Source organism: Ligilactobacillus hayakitensis DSM 18933 = JCM 14209 (assembly GCF_000615845.1).
GTDB classification, from domain to species: Bacteria; Bacillota; Bacilli; order Lactobacillales; family Lactobacillaceae; genus Ligilactobacillus; species Ligilactobacillus hayakitensis.
Genome location: NZ_BAML01000002.1, coordinates 1 through 18,399, shown reverse-complemented (window position 1 = coordinate 18,399; position 18,399 = coordinate 1). Strand labels below are relative to the sequence as shown.

General features: G+C 33.8%; 16 protein-coding genes and 1 riboswitch. Of the genes, 10 read left to right on the top strand and 6 right to left on the bottom strand.

Translation table 11 applies throughout. The features are described from left to right. Nucleotides 1-10 precede the first annotated feature (10 nt). Both JCM14209_RS00685 and JCM14209_RS00680 read right to left on the bottom strand, forming a co-directional pair. The gene (locus JCM14209_RS00685; protein ID WP_025021727.1) at nucleotides 11-673 is read right to left on the bottom strand and encodes a response regulator transcription factor; all 663 of its coding nucleotides are present in this window, start codon (nucleotides 671-673) and stop codon (nucleotides 11-13) included. Between the two features lie 5 nt (nucleotides 674-678). Next, nucleotides 679-1,290 (bottom strand): GTP pyrophosphokinase, encoded by a 612-nt coding sequence (locus JCM14209_RS00680; protein WP_025021726.1) that lies wholly within the window; start codon nucleotides 1,288-1,290, stop codon nucleotides 679-681. 160 nt (nucleotides 1,291-1,450) lie between these two features. Here JCM14209_RS00680 and JCM14209_RS00675 point away from each other — a divergent pair, with 160 nt between their 5' ends. From JCM14209_RS00675 to JCM14209_RS00655, 5 genes are all read left to right on the top strand, one after another. Further along, the gene (locus JCM14209_RS00675; RefSeq protein WP_025021725.1) at nucleotides 1,451-2,104 is read left to right on the top strand and encodes an HD domain-containing protein; all 654 of its coding nucleotides are present in this window, start codon (nucleotides 1,451-1,453) and stop codon (nucleotides 2,102-2,104) included. A gap of 223 nt (nucleotides 2,105-2,327) precedes the next feature. Further along, nucleotides 2,328-3,152, top strand: coding sequence for a metal ABC transporter solute-binding protein, Zn/Mn family (locus JCM14209_RS00670; protein ID WP_225349669.1), 825 nt, complete (start codon nucleotides 2,328-2,330; stop codon nucleotides 3,150-3,152). 9 nt (nucleotides 3,153-3,161) lie between these two features. Next, the gene (locus JCM14209_RS00665) at nucleotides 3,162-3,830 is read left to right on the top strand and encodes an ATP-binding cassette domain-containing protein (RefSeq protein ID WP_025021723.1); all 669 of its coding nucleotides are present in this window, start codon (nucleotides 3,162-3,164) and stop codon (nucleotides 3,828-3,830) included. After that, complete coding sequence (locus tag JCM14209_RS00660; protein ID WP_025021722.1) at nucleotides 3,823-4,623, top strand: metal ABC transporter permease; 801 nt, start codon at nucleotides 3,823-3,825, stop codon at nucleotides 4,621-4,623. Before JCM14209_RS00665 ends, JCM14209_RS00660 begins: the two co-directional genes overlap by 8 nt. A 67-nt stretch (nucleotides 4,624-4,690) precedes the next feature. Further along, nucleotides 4,691-4,784, top strand: a riboswitch (THF riboswitch). A gap of 58 nt (nucleotides 4,785-4,842) precedes the next feature. After that, entirely contained in the window at nucleotides 4,843-5,388 is a 546-nt protein-coding gene (locus tag JCM14209_RS00655) for a folate family ECF transporter S component (protein WP_025021721.1), read from the top strand. An 81-nt stretch (nucleotides 5,389-5,469) separates the two neighbouring features. On the opposite strand, the gene JCM14209_RS00650 is transcribed toward JCM14209_RS00655, so the two are convergent. Further along, a complete protein-coding gene (locus tag JCM14209_RS00650) occupies nucleotides 5,470-6,054 on the bottom strand; it encodes a uracil-DNA glycosylase family protein (protein ID WP_025021720.1) in 585 nt (194 codons plus the stop codon). Between the two features lie 349 nt (nucleotides 6,055-6,403). Here JCM14209_RS00650 and JCM14209_RS00645 point away from each other — a divergent pair, with 349 nt between their 5' ends. From JCM14209_RS00645 to JCM14209_RS09630, 3 genes are all read left to right on the top strand, one after another. Continuing rightward, complete coding sequence (locus JCM14209_RS00645) at nucleotides 6,404-7,879, top strand: C40 family peptidase (RefSeq protein WP_081774029.1); 1,476 nt, start codon at nucleotides 6,404-6,406, stop codon at nucleotides 7,877-7,879. A gap of 153 nt (nucleotides 7,880-8,032) precedes the next feature. Further along, nucleotides 8,033-8,890, top strand: a complete 858-nt coding sequence (locus JCM14209_RS09635; RefSeq protein WP_051523328.1) for a peptidoglycan binding domain-containing protein — start codon at nucleotides 8,033-8,035, stop codon at nucleotides 8,888-8,890. Then, nucleotides 8,881-9,414 carry a L,D-transpeptidase gene (locus tag JCM14209_RS09630; protein ID WP_051523326.1) on the top strand — a complete coding sequence of 178 codons (534 nt, stop codon included), beginning with the start codon at nucleotides 8,881-8,883 and terminating at the stop codon, nucleotides 9,412-9,414. The genes JCM14209_RS09635 and JCM14209_RS09630 overlap by 10 nt, the downstream gene beginning before the upstream one ends. A gap of 37 nt (nucleotides 9,415-9,451) precedes the next feature. On the opposite strand, the gene JCM14209_RS00635 is transcribed toward JCM14209_RS09630, so the two are convergent. Together JCM14209_RS00635 and JCM14209_RS00630 are read right to left on the bottom strand one after the other, a co-directional pair. Further along, nucleotides 9,452-11,206 carry an alpha amylase N-terminal ig-like domain-containing protein gene (locus tag JCM14209_RS00635; protein WP_025021718.1) on the bottom strand — a complete coding sequence of 585 codons (1,755 nt, stop codon included), beginning with the start codon at nucleotides 11,204-11,206 and terminating at the stop codon, nucleotides 9,452-9,454. A 114-nt stretch (nucleotides 11,207-11,320) separates the two neighbouring features. Next, nucleotides 11,321-13,261: a sucrose-specific PTS transporter subunit IIBC gene (locus JCM14209_RS00630; RefSeq protein ID WP_025021717.1), complete on the bottom strand. Its 1,941-nt coding sequence runs from the start codon at nucleotides 13,259-13,261 to the stop codon at nucleotides 11,321-11,323. A gap of 298 nt (nucleotides 13,262-13,559) precedes the next feature. Between JCM14209_RS00630 and JCM14209_RS00625 the strand changes: the two genes are divergently transcribed. Together JCM14209_RS00625 and JCM14209_RS00620 are read left to right on the top strand one after the other, a co-directional pair. Beyond that, on the top strand, nucleotides 13,560-15,047 hold the full coding sequence (locus JCM14209_RS00625) for a sucrose-6-phosphate hydrolase (RefSeq protein ID WP_025021716.1): 1,488 nt from the start codon (nucleotides 13,560-13,562) through the stop codon (nucleotides 15,045-15,047). A 19-nt stretch (nucleotides 15,048-15,066) separates the two neighbouring features. Next, nucleotides 15,067-16,053, top strand: a complete 987-nt coding sequence (locus JCM14209_RS00620; protein WP_025021715.1) for a LacI family DNA-binding transcriptional regulator — start codon at nucleotides 15,067-15,069, stop codon at nucleotides 16,051-16,053. 31 nt (nucleotides 16,054-16,084) lie between these two features. Here JCM14209_RS00620 and JCM14209_RS00615 read toward each other — a convergent pair whose 3' ends face one another. Beyond that, the gene (locus JCM14209_RS00615) at nucleotides 16,085-18,271 is read right to left on the bottom strand and encodes a mucin-binding protein (protein WP_025021714.1); all 2,187 of its coding nucleotides are present in this window, start codon (nucleotides 18,269-18,271) and stop codon (nucleotides 16,085-16,087) included. Between the last annotated feature and the right edge of the window lie 128 nt (nucleotides 18,272-18,399).

The following is an 18,399-nucleotide window of genomic DNA, read 5'->3' as shown; positions in this document are numbered from 1 at the left end:
AATCCCTACTTTATTTTTTTGTTAGACAAAATTCCCCATCTTTTTTACCAACAATCTGAATATCGGCATTAATTGCGGCAAGTTTTCCTCTTAAATATGAGATGTAAATCCATACAATCTCGTCATTTTCTTCATCTCCCCAAATTTTTTGCCGAATTTCATGGGTTGATAGTTGCTTATCAGCATTTAACATGAATAACTTCATCAATTCCGTTTCTTTACTTGGGAGGCGAATTGAATTATGACTCACCAATTCTTGTTGATCAGTATCTAGTTTAACACTTCCATATTCTACCAACTTGTGATTATAATCATCTTCTCTACGCTCTTTAGAACGTAAACGTGCTAGAAGTTCTTTTAGTGAAAAGGGCTTTGTCATATAATCATCGGCCCCCGCATCTAGTCCAGTTACTTTATCATCAATTTCTGACATCGCGGTTAGGATAATTACATGCGTACTATCGCCGGTTTTTCGAATTTCTTTCATAGCCTCAATTCCAGTCATTTCAGGCATCATCACATCAAAAATCATCACGTCATAAATATTTTCTTTCGCGGCTTTAACGGCACTTTTGCCATTATTCACAGCATCTACTTGATAACCCACACTCTGCATTGCTTTTTTTAAAACGTGTTGGAGTTGCGGTTCGTCTTCTGCTAATAAGATTTTCATTTTTATCACCTATTTTCTTCAATTAGATTGCGGATAGTTTGCATACTAATATCACATGAGGCTAATTCATCTGCCGTTCGTTTTAGTTCTTTTGTAATTTGTTCTGGATTTTTTATGTCATGCTTGTACTTCATTCGATGCTCCAAGCTAGCCCACGAATCCATCGCAATCGTTCGTAACTGAATTTCAACAAAATACTGTCCGGGATTATTGCCATCAATATCTTCAAAGGGCACTTTAACTTTTAAAATTAAGTGGTACGAACGATATCCATTAGGCTTAGCGTTTTTGATATAGTCTTTTTCATTAACTATCTCACTCCAAGAAGCTTGTTTAATTAAATCAACAAAAGTATAGATATCATCGATAAAGCCGCAAACTACCCTAATCCCAATTGCATCCTTACATTCTTTTAATGCACTTTTTGTTGTTACAGCATAACCTTTACGTTGACACTTTTCTTCCATGCTTTCAGGTGTTTTTACTCGCGCAATCAGGTGTTCATATAACTTATCATGATGTTTTTCTTTATAGGTTTCATTAATTTGCTTCAGGTAATCCGTTACCTCATTTAAAATTTCCGGTAACACATCCCCATACTTTTCATAGATATTCATATGTATTTCCCCTTTGCTTTTTGTAGATTATACCAACTTATTCTTTAGTTTTTATTAATTTTAAGAAAACATTACTGTTATTTAATAAAATTTTCCCTTTATTGCTTAGCTAATCCGCTGTAAAATGAAAAGAAATCTAATCACAATTAAGAAAGTTGGTATGTTCATGGAAAATAAAATCGAAGCAATCATCTTATTTGCAAAACAAAAATTAGCCGCTGATAAAACTGGACACAATATGGATCATCTTACCCGCGTGGCTAACATGAGTCAAAAACTTTCTTCTCACTATCATGTCAACGAATTCATCACCATTAGTGCTGCATACTTACATGATGTCATTGACGATAAACTTGTTAGTGATCCCAAAGAGGCTTTAGCTGATATCAATAATTTTTTAATTCAACTCGAAATTGACAAAAATACAATTAATCAAATCATTGAAATCATCACCCACATGTCATATTCCAGTACATTAGAACATGATTATCCTCTCAGTTTAGAAGGTCAAATCGTTCAAGATGCTGATTGGCTTGATGCTATTGGCGCAGTTGGAATTATGCGTGCCATTTATTTTGGCGGTCATCATGGAATTACGATTTATGATCCAACAATCAATCCTCGAACTAATATGACTAAAAAAGATATTCGTGATTTTAGTCGCGAAACGGTCATTAATCACTTCTATGAAAAACTACTCTTAATTAAAGACAAGCTTAATACTAAGGAAGCCAAAAAAATCGCCGCTCATCGTCAAGAAATAATGCTACAGTTTCTTAATGATTTCAAATCTGAATGGGACGCACAATCTTAAAAAATATTTTTAATTTTTTTAAATAGTAATCTAAAAAAATACTTCTTTGCTAATTCAGCATTTCCTTTTTTCTAAATCGTAATAATAACTATATACCCTCCCAAAGCCTTGTTGACAAGGCTTTTTTTATCCCTTATTATTTAAAAAGTAATCATTACTATATAAAAAGGTGGAATAAATCTACATGAATTTAAAAAATAAAGTTCTATTAACATTCGTAGCTATGGGAGCTAGCTTAGCTTTAGGTTCTCCTGCAGCTTTTGCTAAAGACATTAATGTTGTAACTTCAACAGACTTTTATGGTGAAGTTGCCCAAGCGGTTTTAGGCAAACATGGTAAGGTAACATCAATTATTTCAAGTCCAAATGTTGATCCGCACGATTACGAACCCACAACTAAAACAGCTAAGACCGTTTCTAAAGCCGATATTGTACTTTATAACGGTTTAGGATACGATACTTGGATTGAAAAATTAGGTGGTAAAAAGCAAATTGATATCGCTAGTGACGTGATGCACGCTAAAGATGGTGATAATGAACACCTTTGGTACAATTCAAAGACAATGGCTAAAACTGCAACTTACTTAGCAAATCAATACGGTAAAATTGATCCTAAAAACAAAGCTGAGTTCAAGAAAAATGCTGCTAATTATGAAAAAAAATTAACAAAATTAAGCACAACACTTGCTCAAATCAAGAAAAATAGCGATAATAAAAAGGTTGCTGTAAGTGAACCAGTTTTCGAATATGCTTTAGATGACATGGGGTATTCAATTGCTAATGATCATTTTGCCAAGGCAATCGAAGATGGCGGCGATCCTTCATTTAGCGACATTAAAAAGCTCCAAGATGATATTAAGAAAAAGAAGATCGTCTTTTTTGTTAATAACACTCAAGCTGACAGCAAGGTTATCAAAAATTTAGTTGATCTTTGCAAGAAAAATAACGTTCCTGTCGTTAATGTAACAGAAACTCTTCCTGCAAAACAAAACTACATCTCTTGGATGCAATCAGAATATAATCAAGTATTAAAAATTCAAGAAAATTAGGAAGTAATTATGGAAAATATTATCTCAGTTAACGGCCTAGATATTGATTTACCTGACCGTCGTTTATTTGAGAATTTAGCCTTTGATATTCCTAAGGGTGCTTTGACCGTTATTACCGGCGAAAATGGTGTCGGTAAAACAACATTGGTCAAGCACCTTTTGCGTGATTTAAAGACAAATTCCCACAGACATTTTATTAACTTTTCAATTAAACGTGACGAAGCATTTTATATGCCTCAAATTCGCAATATTGATGACGATTATCCTTTGGCTATCAAGGATTTTGTGGCCTTAGGATTTAAACATCGTATTCTTCCATGGAATAGTAAAAAAATGAATACAACTTTAGAACAAACTCTCATGGAAACTCGTTTAATTGGACTAAAAAATAATCCTCTTGGAAAAGCATCTGGTGGCGAAAAGCAACGTGCTTATCTCGCACAAGCTTTATGTTTTGATCCTAAGTTATTAATTTTAGATGAAGCTACGGCTAATTTAGATATCTCATCTAAACATGAATTGCTTCAACTTTTAAAGAAGTTGATGAAAAAGCATGATATCACAGTTCTTTTTATTACTCATGATAATGAATTAATTGAAGAATATGCTGATTACGAGCTTCATTTGGCAAACCGGTCAGGAAAATTAATAAAAAAGGAGGCTAAATTCCATGTTTAGTTACGATTTTATGCGCTACGCCTTTATCGCCGGCATATTCATTGCTTTAATCTGCAGTGTCATGGGAGTTTTTGTCGTTGCGCGTCAAACTTCATTTTTTACACACACTCTCTCTGAAATTGGATTTTCAGGGGCTGCTTTTGGGGTTTTCGCTGGAATTGCGCCGTTAACTGGAATGTTAATTTTTACCTTTCTTTCTGCTATTTTTATTGGAATTTCAGGTGAAAGAGTTGGCCGAAGAGAAGCTTCAATTTCTGTTTTCTCTGGTTTATTTTTAGGATTAGGAATCTTATTTCTATCACTTTCAGATAAACAAGCTAGCTATGCCACTAGCATTTTATTTGGAAGCATCGTTGGAATTAACGCGCAAAATCTTTTAGAATTAATTATTTTAAGTGTGATTTTACTTGTTATTTCAACAATTCTTTTCCGCAAGCTCGCATATAACTCATTTGATTCTCAAGGAGCTGATTATAATCAACGTTTTAATCAACTCTATTCCATTATTTTCTTAGTTTTATTAGCATTAACAATTAGTATTACGGCTCAGATTATCGGCTCATTGTTAATCTTTGTTCTCCTAACAATTCCGGCTTCAGCTGCGAAATACTTTGGTAGAACTATCGGGAAAATGATTGGCATTACCTTTTTCTTCGTTTTAAGTGGTATTTGGATTGGTTTGTACTTTAGTTATTTAACTAATCTACCTGTTAGTTTTTTCATTACCATTATCGAAGGAATTTATTACGCGGCTGCGTTAATTAAAGATCATCATTCAAATTCAAAATTATAAAAAAAAGCAAGAAAAGATTAAGTAATAATCTTTTCTTGCTTCTTTATTTTATGTTATAGTATTTGCGTTAGGGGTAGGATTTTTTACGTTAATGACCAACGGAACGGAATGTGAACGCTGGTAGAAAGAGTAATCTGCGTTTTAAATCCGCATTCACCAAAAAATTATTCTTTATGGTGCTTGCTTTCCTTTCAAATTTTTTAAGGAGATTCAAGGATTATGACATTTTTAACTTGGAAAAGCCCAAAGCTTACTATTCGTGTAATTACTTTGGCAGCACTGCTAATTTCATTAAATGTAGTGCTAGATAAAATTTCAGTAGGTTCAGATAATCTAGTCAAACTTTCATTAGGATTTATTGGAACTGCTTTAATTGGTTATTTTTTAGGCCCATGGCTTGGTGGAATTGCAATGGTAGTTACTGATTTAATTAGTAATACTATTTTAGCAACTTCGGGCAACTTCTTTTTAGGTTTTACTTTTTCAGCCTTTATTTCCGGAGTTATTGCCGGATCAATTTTATATGAGCAAAAACTTTCTTTAGGGCGCGCATTTGTTTATGAATTTATTCAAATTCTTATCACCAATGCAATTTTCACTACTTTATGGATCAATCTACTTTATCATACACCTTTTGATAAATTACTACTTGTCCGTATGCCTAAAGAGTTAATCTCATGGCCAATCGAATCTATTGTTGTTTTCTTGGTTTTAACTGCAGTTAAGAAAACGAACTTAAAGCTAACCAATACTAATCGATATTAATAACTATAACAAAAAACAACCCGTGATAATCTTCGGTTTACAATCGCTGAATTATCACGGGTATTTATTTAAATTGAATTTTTATTTCATTAATCTTTTAACTTCGCTTTGTAATTTTGGAACTACATCCTTTTCAAACCAGGGATTTTTTTTAAGCCAGATTTGATTTCTTGGTGACGGATGAACTAATGGAAAATATCGTGGCAAGTATTCCTGGTAATTTTTAACGACATCGGTTAATTTATCCTTAGTTTTTAAATTTAAATATTCTCTAACGGCATAACTTCCCACTAAAATTATCAATTCAACTTGCGGCATTAATTCTAATAAGCGTGGATGCCATTTTGCAGCGAATTTTTTTCTTGGTGGTAAATCCCCTGATTTCCCTTTTCCCGGAAAATAAAAATCCATCGGCATAATTGCAATCTTCTTGGAATGATAAAATTCCTCATCGCTAACTCCCATCCACTTTCTTAAGCGTTGACCACTCGGATCATTCCAAACAATTCTCGTATCTTGCGCCTTTTTTCCCGGTGCTTGGCCAATAATCAAAATTTTAGCCTCTTTGCTTGCATAATACAGCGGATCAATTCCAGCGTTTGTATAGTCAATATTTTGCACATCTGATTTTATTTGCCGAAAGATTTCTTCAAATTGATTTTCCATTCCTCACACCCACTTTTCTCACTAAATTAATAAAGTTTTACCCTCATTTTAACACTTAACAAAAGATATCCAAAAAAGATTGTGCACTTGACTACTCCATGATATTTTTGTAATATTGATGTAACTTTAAAACTAGTAATACTAGGCTTAGTGAATATTTTTACATCAATCAGCCTTGATGTTATCACATTTAATTTTTTATAATTAAATTTTTCTTAATTTTCGGATTATGTTACAAAAAAAGGTGATTTGTAACATTTTCTCTAACTTTTTGAAACATAAAAAATGTACAATAAGGTTAGTCAATTATTAGATTTTAAACGTTATTTTATAGTTCATTAATAAAGGAGTGACTTACTTGAAACAAACAGCACAGAAGTTGTTAGTTGGTACAGTGGGTGCTGCAGGGGTTCTTTTTGCATCAAGTACTGCCGCTAATGCTGACTCTACAACACACAAAGTCAAACAAAACGAAACTGTCGACTCAATCGCTAAAAAATATGGTGTCTCAGTTGACGCTATCGAAAGCGCAAATAACATCGACAAAAACTCACACTTAATTTATGTAGATCAAACTTTAAACATCCCTTCAGCAAGTAAAACTGCTAGCTCAAAGGGCTCTGAAAAAGTTTATGTAGTTAAAGCCGGTGATTCTTTATCAAAAATTGCTGAAGAAAATAACATGACTTTAGCTGAATTACTTCAACTTAACAATTTAAGTGAAGAAAGTGTAATTTTAGTTGGTCAAGAATTAAAATTATCTGCTGATGCAGTCGTTACTAACCCTGTTTCTGATAACACTCAAAGTAACTACACTGTACAATCAGGTGACTCTCTTTACACAATTTCACAACAATTTGATGTTCCAGTTGAACAAATTCGTGATAACAACAATGTAGCTACTTCAGTTACACCAGGTCAAGATTTAGTAATCAATCAACCTGCTGCTCAAGTTAGTGAAAGTACACCTGCTCAAACACAAGCAGTTGCTCCTCAAGCAACTACTGATGCTACACAAGTGCAAACACAAACTTCAGTTGCAACTCCATCAGCAACTCCTGCTCAAACAGAAGTTCAAGTTCAACCAGAAGCTCAACCAACTGTAACAGTTGATACAACTGCAGCTACACAAAGCTACCAAGTTCCAGCTCAAGAAACTGCTGAAACTACTGCAGCAGCTACATCTGTTGAACAATCAGCTTACGTTGCTCCTACTACTCAAAGTACACAACAAGTTGAAACTCAAACTGCTGCTCCTCAAGTTGAACAAACAACATATTCAGCACCTCAACAAAGTGCTCCTGTTCAACAAGAAACTCAAGCACAAACACAACAAGCTGAAACTCAAACTGAACAACAAACTACACAAAACGTTGAAACAACTCAACAACAAACTACACAAAACGTTGAAGCAACTCAACAACAAACTACTACAAACAACCAAAACAACGGTTCTGTTACAGGTAGCCAAATTGTTGCAACCGCTCAACAATACATTGGGGTTCCTTATGTATGGGGTGGATCAACTCCTGCTGGATTTGACTGCTCAGGTTTAGTTCAATATGTATACGCCCAAAACGGTATCGACTTACCACGTGTTACATATACTCAAGAAAATGCTGGTACAGTTATTCCTGTATCTCAAGCACAAGCTGGGGACTTATACTTCTGGGGTGCTAAAGGTTCAACTTACCACGTAGCTATCGCAACAGATAGTAACGGTAACTACATCCAAGCTCCAGAACCAGGTCAAAGTGTTAAGACTAGTAACGTTTCTTGGTACGCACCATCATTTGCAATGCAAGTACCAGGCGTTAATGGTTAATAAAATTCCAAAAACGATAGGAAATTTCCTGTCGTTTTTTTATTTATCTTTATATCAAAAAAATAAATTGAATAGTTCGATTCTTCTTGATAATATGTTAGAGGTAACTATAATAACAGTAGGAAATAACATTAGTGAGAGAAGAGATAAACAATGGAATTTAAAAATAAAGTCCGCCTTTGTATTGGAATTGGCATTTGCGCACTCTTAGTGGGGGCATTTTCGCTTTACTATCAACGGACTCATTTTAATCCTCATACAAGCATCAATGGAATTAACGTTGGCGGATTAACAAATAAAGAAGCTTTAGTTAGGCTACAAAAGGCATCTGTTGATAAAAAAATATACTATCACAACCAATTAATTTTTGAAAAAGACAATGTTAACATGGGAATTACCCAAGCCGATCAAGCTGAAATTGATGCAATTTTAAAAAGACAGTTTAAAATTTTTAACGTTAATGCGACCCAGAACTTTACCCTTTCTCCTAAAAATCCAACGATTGATAAAAAAGAAATGGATAATGTCATTTTTGAATTTGTTAAAAAAGAAAATTTAACTAAGACTCAGCCTAAAAATGCTTATGCGCTTTTGAAAGATGGCAAAGTTTCTGTAGTTCCAGCCAAACAAGGTACTGCTTTAGATGAAAACAAAATGGTTAACCAAGTTAATTTAGCAGCTGGTATCCCCATTGTTAAATTAAAAGCTATTAAAGCCGTCCCTCTTTTAGCAAATTCAAAAGCGGTTGCGCTTCAAAAAGCTAAGCTAAAAGCATTAAACAATCGTTTGCTTACATATAAAGTTCAAAATACAACTTACCACTTTAGCGCTAAGCAAATAATTAAAGAAGCTACGTTTATTGATAATAAGTATCAGATTGATGCTAGTAAAATAGATGATAAGCTTGATCAAATTAATCATCAAAAAGCTACACTTGATAAATCATATTCTTTTAGAACTCCTGATAATAAAATGATTACTGTCACAAATGAATCCTATGGGTGGCTCTAGATAAAAATAAAGTTCATCAAACTTTGACTAATGCTTTAATCGATAATAAAAAAGAAGTATCCGCCAAAAATAATTTAACTGGTAAAGGATATAGTCAAGATGGAACTGGGTATGATTTTCATGTTCATCACGGTTTAGGGAAAAATTATATCGCTGTCTCGATTAAAAACCAAAGAGCCTGGGTTTATCGTAATAATAAGATCGTCAAAGTCGCAGACGTTGTTACTGGAACTCATAGTACTAACAGTGATACTCCTAAAGGGGTTTTTTATATTATGTATAAACAACAACACGTTACGCTTCGGGGAAAAAGAACTAACGGGCAAGAATATGCCAGCCCTGTTGATTACTGGGCCCCATTCACGGTTGATGGTTGTGGCTTTCATGATGCTAGCTGGCGTACAAAATGGGACAAAAAACAATATCTTACTAGCGGATCTTTAGGGTGTGTTAATCTCCAACCTAAAGACGCCGGTGACATTTATAATAATATTGATCAACATGAACCAGTTGTTATCTTCTAATAAAAAGGCCGACTCAATCGAGTCGACCTTTTTTATATTAGGCTTCCATAATTACAAACCCATATTGGGTTAATTCAGAAGTCTCATCCTTAATATTTTGTCCAATAATTAATTTTGCGTGATTTGGCAAGACAAATTTAATGCTTGCATAGCCAAAATTAAATAAAGCAAATACCTTACGCTTATCATCTTTTCGAATAAAGCTCAAATATGAATAAGTATCACTTACTTGCCCCCAATTAAAACTTCCTTCACTAAGAAGTTTAGCATTTTGTAAACGGAAATTATTTAAGACACGAATAAAACGCATCATCTTTTCATCTTCAACATCTTCATCAAAAAACATGGTTCCTCGATTTTCAGGAACTTCATGCCCTAGCATGCCAATTTCAGTTCCATATGTAAGTAAAGGCATCCCTTTTTGCAAATACATAAACGCAATCACAGCACGAACTAGCGCCTTATCTTGCCGGCAACGGGTTAAAATTCGGGGTGAATCTAAATCATCCATACTATTTAACATCGTCATCCATTGTTGATCTGTATAATATAGTAATTGCTGGCTAAATTGTTGTTTAAATTCATTTACCTTGATTTCTTGATCTTGAGTAAATTGTAGAAGTAATTCGCGTAAAGCATGGTTAAACTTTCCATCCGCAACTTCATAAGTTTCTTTTTCTAGACTTACTTTTGAATCTTGTCCTACTAAATAGAAATCTGGATTTAGTTGATGAACTTCTTTTTGGAGTAATTGAACAAATTCTTTTTCTAATTCTGCGAAATTTTCTAACTTAATCGCATCAATTTTAAAATGCTTTACCCAATATTTCACTACATCTAAGAAGTAATTTTGAACTTCTTTATTTTTTAGATTTAACGTTGGAAAATGAGGATTATTCAAGCTAAATTTATAATTTGCATGTAGCGTTTGAGTAGTGTCAGTATATCTGGGCGGAAAACCTTTAATCATAAACCAATCTTTATATTGAGATTCTTCCCCATTTTCAAGAACATCGCGCCATTGTCTAGAAACATCACTTAAAAAAGCAAAGTTCATTTCCAACATAATTCTCATTCCACGTTGATGCATATTATCAACTAAATATTTAAACGTATCTTTATTTCCAAAGTTATGCGCTAAACTATAATAATCATTAACGGGATTCTTAAAAGCTCCTTGCCCTTCAAAAATTGAAGATAACACTAAGCCATTTGTTCCAATTCCTTGAAGGTAATCTAATTTTCCAAGAATTCCTTGTAAATCTCCTCCAAAAGTTGATTGTTCATTAAATTCTTTTTCGTTCCACTCTTTGGTATCAGGTAAATTCAAATACTTATCGCCATCAAAGAAACGATCAACTTGAATTTGATACCAAATAGTTTTGTTTGCCCAACTAGGAACATATTGAACATAGCGCTTATTACGCGTTGGAATTAAAAATCCATGGGGATAATTAATATTGTTTTCGCTTGCTGGGAGTATTCTTTGTGTATCATAAAAAATAACTTCGCCGTGTAGATCTGTAACTTTAAAAATATATTGGGCAGCGTTATCGCCTAATTTCAAATCCATTGTCCAATAATCATGAAATTTCGTTACAAATGAACGTTCTAACATAATTTCTTGATGTGGCCATGGAGTATTATCACTTGCATGACGTAATGGACCAATTAAGACAGTTACATCTACTAAATCATTTCGCTTCGCACGAAAACGGAGGTGAAGCAAATCTTTCTTTTTGTAAAAAGCCATCTCGCTTGTTGCGCGATGTAATAATGCAGCTTTATCCATTTTTGATTCCGTCCTTTAATTTATTCTTATCTTTATTATAGTTAATACACATAAAAAAAATAGTATTAGATACAAAATATCTAACACTATTTTTTCACAAATTATTTTAGAATTCTATTTTTCTTCAGCTGGCTTAAATTGAACGCCAATTGCGTCTTCACCATGCTTAACTGTTCCGTCAACAAGACGTTGAACATCTTTTTGCATCATTGTATTTGTTACAATAACCATTACTGTATCATCGTAACCGGCTTTTTGAATTGCATCCATATCTGCAGTTCCTAATTTATCGCCTTTTTTAACCTTATCTCCTGCTTTTACGAAAGATTCAAAACCTTTACCTTCCATTTGAACAGTATCAATACCGATGTGAATTAACACTTCTGTTCCATCTTCAGCAACAAGACCATAAGCATGTTTTGTTGGATATGCAACTGTTAATTCCCCGTCAACTGGTGAGTAAATTGTGTTATCACTTGGCTTAATAGCAATTCCTTTACCCATTGCTTCAGTTGAAAATACAGGATCATTTACACTTGTTAATGCAACTGCTTGACCATCAACTGGTGCTACTACGATACTATCTGCATCTTGAACATTCATGTCAGCTTCAAAAGCAGGTTGTACTGGTGTTGCTGTTTGTGTTGTTTCTTGAGCAACTACTTCTTGTGGCATGTGACCTTTACCGTAAACATATGTGATTGCAAATGTAACAGCAAAACTGATTAATTCAGCTACAAGGTACATTGGAATTGATTTAGGATAAATTGATAAGAATCCTAAGAAACCAGCTGAACCCATTGAAGCAGCGATTACTTTTGTTAAACCGGCAAATGCTGCAGCAACCCCTGATCCAACTAAAGCACAGAAGAATGGGAATTTGTATTTCAAGTTAACCCCAAACAATGCTGGCTCAGTAATTCCAAGTAAAGCTGAAACCCCAGCTGAAGATGAAAGACCCTTCATCTTCTTATCTTTAGTTAAGAAGTAAATAGCAAATGTTGCTGCCCCTTGAGCAACGTTAGCCATTGATGCAGTAACAAAGATAAAGTCCCCTGCACCATGTCCTTGGCTAAATGCTGTAACTAATTGAGTTTCAATAGCAGGGAAACTTTGGTGTAAACCAGTCATAACAATTGCTGAATATGTTAACCCAAAGACACCCATGCCGACAAAGCTTGTTGTGTCATATAACCAAACAATTCCGTTTGTAATTGCATCTGAGACAAACTTCAAAACAGGACCAATAACTGTAAATGTTAAAAATCCAGTAATCATTACTGAAAGTAATGGTGTAAATGTGAAGTCAACTGCTGATGGTAGCCATTTGTGGAATCTCTTTTCCAAAAAGGCTAAAACATAAATTGCAGCTAAAACTGGAATAACTTGGTATGTGTAACTGGTTTGAGATACGTGGAAACCAAAGATATCCCAATACTTAGTAGCACCACCTAAATCTGGGGTTGTCATAATCATCCCGATTGCAGCTCCCAAGAATTGGTTAGCCCCAAAACGCTTAGCAGCTGAAATAGCAACTAAAATTGGCATAAACATAAATGGTGCTGCGGACATCAATTGAATCATGTCAGATAAACCTTTAATTACAGGTGACATTGAAACAATTGACTTAGGTCCAAACAATCCTGGTTGTGTAAAGAAATTGTTTAAAGCCATTAACAAACCACCAGCAACTAAAGCTGGAATAATTGGAACAAAAATATCAGATAATAGCTTAATAAATGCCATCACTGGGTTGGTCTTTTGACCTTTAGCAGCGATTTCTTTAAGGTCTTCTGTAGAAACTTCAGATAACCCTGTAGCTTTAATCAATTCATCATAAACAAAATTAACATCCCCAGGTCCAATAATAACTTGATATTGACCATTTTGTTTAAATGTCCCCTTTACACCCTCATTGGAATCAAGAGCAGCTTGATCAACTTTGTTATCATCTTTTAGTACTAAACGTAAACGTGTAGCACAGTGAGCGGCAGCGACTAGATTATCGCGTCCGACAGCTTCGATAACTTCACTTGCGACTTTCTTGTAATCCATGAATATTCACTTCCTTTTTCACTTAATCGTTTTGAAAACGTTTTATCTATATATATAATATCGTATTTACATAATATGTCAATCGTTTATCATAAAAATATACGATATTTTTCAATTTCATTTTTGAAAACGCCTATTCTGAAATTTACCGGATTTTTCATATTTTTCTACCGGCCAAACCCCATTATATCCGCTATTTAATAACATTTACTCATATGGCATTCGATTGACACGTCTAACTTTATTCGCTAAAATAATAGATTATAAGAATACGTTTACATTAAGGAGGTTCATCTTTATGGAATGGACAACTGAAAAAAGATATAAAAAATATTCTGAATGGACAGCAGAAGAATTACTTGATTTACAAGCACAAGCTACTAAATCAGATTATCAATTAAGTTATCACGTACGCCCACAATCAGGTTTACTTAACGATCCTAATGGATTTTCATATTTTAACGGCGAATATAATCTTTTCTATCAAGCATTTCCTTTTGGAGCTGCGCATGGATTAAAATCATGGTTCCACCTTACTTCAAAAGATTTAGTTCACTGGAAAAATATGGGTCTTGCCGTTAAGCCAGATACAAAATTCGATAGTCATGGAGCCTACTCTGGTTCTGCTCACGTAATTGGCGATGAACTTTTCCTCATGTATACCGGTAACCACCGTGATGAAAACTGGGAACGTCATACATATCAAATCGGCGCTAAAATGGACAAAAACTACAATATCACTAAACTTGAAAAACCAATGATTGAAAAACCTGATCACGTGACTGAACATTTCCGTGATCCACAACTTATCAAGTTTAATGACATGTATTACGCTATTATCGGAGCTCAAGATGCTAAAACTAAGACTGGTAAAATTTCATTATTCCGTTCAAAAGACCTAAAAAAATGGCAAGACTTAGGCTATGTTGATTTTTCAAATGATGAAATGGGCTACATGATTGAATGTCCTAATCTTGTTTTTGTTGATGAAATTCCTGTTTTAATTTTCTGCCCTCAAGGATTAGATAAAAATATTACTAACTACCAAAATATTTACCCTAACATGTACATGCTAGGTGAACAAATGCGCTTTAATAAAGCTAAATTTATTACTAACCAAGAAAAACCACTTAATTTAGATGATGGTTTCGATGTTTATGCTACTCAAGCATTCAACGCTCCTAATGGAAAAGCTTATGCAATTTCTTGGGTTGGTTTACCTGATATTAGCTACCCAACTGATGCTGAAAATTGGGCAAATTGCATGAGCCAAGTCAAAGAACTTCATGTTAAAGAAGGTGTCTTGTATCAACAACCGGTTCCTGCAATGGCTTCATTAAGAAAAAACGGAACTCCACTTCGTGTTGAAAAAACTTTAGATACTCATCAAACTTTAATGCAAGATGCTTCACAAAATTATGAACTTAAATTAGATATTGAAGCTAACCAAGAAGGTGAATTATACTTCGCTGCTAATAATAATCTTTCTGCTGGAATTAAGATTAGCTTTTCAACTAAAGATGATGCTTACCTTACTGTTAATCGCTCACAAGCTGGAATTGCTTTTGATCAAGAACATGGTGAAACAAGAACCATTAAGTTAGACGCTAACCAACGTTTATCAATCGATCTTTTTGTTGATCATTCACTTGCTGAAATGTTCATTAACAACGGTAAGAACACAATGACTTTCCGTTATTTTGCACCAAAAGAAAATACTAAGCTTGCCATTGCATCAGATGGTGAATTAAACTTCACAGGTACTCATTGGATTATGGAAAAATAATCTATTAAGGAGAGATTTTATGCGAGCAAAATTAAGTGATGTTGCTAAAAAAGCCGGGGTTTCTCCAACTACTGTTTCTCGTGTAATCAACAATTATGGCTATATCTCTGACAAAACACGAAAAAAAGTTGAAATCGCGATGGATGAACTTAACTATCAACCTAATTCTTTAGCGCGTTCCCTTCACGGAAAAAAGACGAATCTAATTGGTTTAATTTTCCCTGGAGTTTCGAATCCATTTTTTGGAGAATTAGTGGAAAAAATTGAAAATCGTCTTTTTGATGCGGGCTACAAAGTTATTTTGTGCAATGCGGCTTATAATATCGAAAAGGAACGTTCCTACCTTAAAATGTTATTAGCTAATCAAGTTGATGGCATCATCGCCGGCGCTCATAACTTAGGTATTAAAGAATATCAAGATGCTGACCTTCCAATTGTCTCATTTGACCGGAAACAATCAGATAACGTGCCCATTGTTAGTTCTGATAACTATCATGGAGGTGTCCTCGCCACTCAAGCATTATTTGATGCTGGATGCCGCAAAATTTATTTTATTGGAAATCCTGACAAAAATGGAAATCCGACTGATGAACGGTTATTAGGATATCAAGATACTGTTAAAAAATTACAGCTTGAACCTCATATTCACCCTGTCTCATTTTCTGAAACTCCAATGTTAAAGGAAATTACAATTAAACAACTTTTATTGGAACATGATGTTGACGGAATTGTTTGTTCAGATGATTTAACAGCGCTTTTGGTCATGCAAGTTGCTAAAAGTATTAACTTAAAGATTCCGGATGATTTAAAAATAACTGGCTTTGATGGAACAAAATTCATTCAAGAATATCATCCTGAATTATCAACGGTTGTTCAACCGATTGATGATATTTCTATTTTATTAGTTAAACTTCTAGAACAACGTATCAATCATCCAGAAGAACCTTTTAACCCCGAGCCATATATTCTACCAGTCAAATTCCTACGTTCAAAAACAATTGAATAATAAAAAAGCTGAGAAACTTTCTCAGCTTTTTTTATTCCAATCCGAACATACCTTTTAATCTAGTAAGTATATTACTTTCAGATTTTTTAGTTTCGACTTTTTTAATTTCTTTTTGCTCCTCTTTTTTCACTAGAGCCTGCTTAGAAGCAATCACATCAATATCAACTAAATATTCCATCGTTGATTGATCACCATAAATTACAACCATTGTTGCAGTTAATTTTTGTACTTTACTTGTATCCGGATCTATCTTCCATTCAAAAATCGTACTTCCTGGAAGTAATGCCACATTTTTTACCGCTTCTTTAGCAAGAATATTTTTACCTTGTTCAACAATTAATGGCTTAACTTCAACTACATATTGGTCTTTCATTAATCGATTATCAACAAGTATTTTTTCTTGGATATCTTCTTGATCATTAATGTTATCTTGAGCTTTAACATTAACATTAACTTCAACGTTATCAACTGTTTGATCAGCAAATAAAACTTCCACATCAAAAGTTAATTTTTGATTAGCCCGTAACATTGTAGGTAGTGGGGTCAACAACTGCTTTTCAGTGATATAACCTTCTGGAACTAAAACATTGTCCAAAATCATATCTTCTGTAATCGTTTGATCAACTTTAACTTCTAATGTACCTCCAATTGCCTTTTCCCGATTTAATAACGCTTTATATTGAACTACGATGTCTTCATTTGTAAAATCAGGGGTTACTACAATTTCTGGGATACTTGTTGGTGTAACTTCAAATCCTTCAAAATTATTAACTAATAATTCATTAAAGACAACTTCATTGGGTTGCCATTTTCCCCACTCTTGCCAAGTTACTTCTGCTGTCACCAGATTAACTTTAGCTTGACGATATCTTATAAATTCTGCATTTTGTTGCAAAGGTTGCGGTAAATCAAAGAACGTTCTACTATCTGCTTTATACGTAATTCGACGATGCTTTTTAACTACCTGTTTGAAATTAGCTTCATCCATTAATGATTCATCAATCATTGGACTTTCTTCATCATTTTCCCGTAATCGTTCTGCCTTTAAGATTGGTTCAGTAATTGTTTTAATATCTTGATCAACAATAATTTGGAATATTTGCTTCCCAATGTTTTCTTTGAAAGTAATACCATCTTTCCAATTACTTTGCCCTTCAAGATAACGATAACCTAACTTATTTAACTCAATTAACGCTGTATTTAAATTAAACGGTACCTTACGCCCAGCTTTCCCAAAGAAAGAGTATGCCATAATAATACCATTGGTTCTAATATCAATAACCCGGACGGTAACACCATTTTCATCGTCATGATAAATCGCATCCACCGCAATGTCACTATCTTCCACCCTTACTTGTTGGGCGCCAATAATATCTGTTTTAGGTTTCCAATCTTCAAAAACTGGCATCTTATATTCTTCAAAGGTTAATACCTCGGGGGTAAATTCTCCCCAAGGTTCAAACGTCGCAATTCCAGTTACCATATCAACAATTGCCTTGCGATGCTTTTCAAAAACCACTTCTTGTTTTATCGGATCAACATTTGGCACCTGAATATCTGAATTTGATTTCTTTTCAAAACGGTAATTAATAGTTCGATATATTTCTCTTGTTTGTACAAAATTACTTTGTTCGGCAATGTCATCACCTTTCCAAACGGGTGAATGAATATCGTCTGGTTTAACCATATACCCCAACATTTTAGAATCAGCAATTCTTAAAAGCAAATGCTTCATGTTAATGACAACTGCCTGATTTGCTTCTAAAAATTCCATATCTTCCGTATAATTTGTAGCATCGAGGACATAACCTTGTTTTTGATACGCATGTAATATCTTATCAAAATCAATATTCGCTTTTTGTCCTATCATGCCATAATAATTGATTGTTTTTAAAATTTGTGAAGTATTTAAATCAAGTATATTAATACTAATTACACTATTAAATTTATCATACTTAACAGTTTCAATTGTATCGTTGCTATTCCATGCAACTGTTTGGGGAAGAACATAATCACATTCTGGAAGTAGTCCATCAACTTGAGGTACATCAAATCCAGAAAAAACTTTGGGATCTGGCCATACTTTTTGAAGGCTATTCTTAAAATTATCATTATAAAGAGTAAACTGTTTAAATAAGATTGAAGCATCATGCTGTGGTGCCACTTGTGTGCCGTCCATTGCTTCAAAACTTATTATCTGACGTACTTCTTGTTCCATTTTTTTCTTCCTTTCCTTGCATAATTCATATACTATGATACCATTAGTTAGCGTTTTTAGAAATCTCGACCTAAAAAATTATTATTTTATACAAAAAAAGACTAGGAAATCCCTAGTCTTAATAAAAT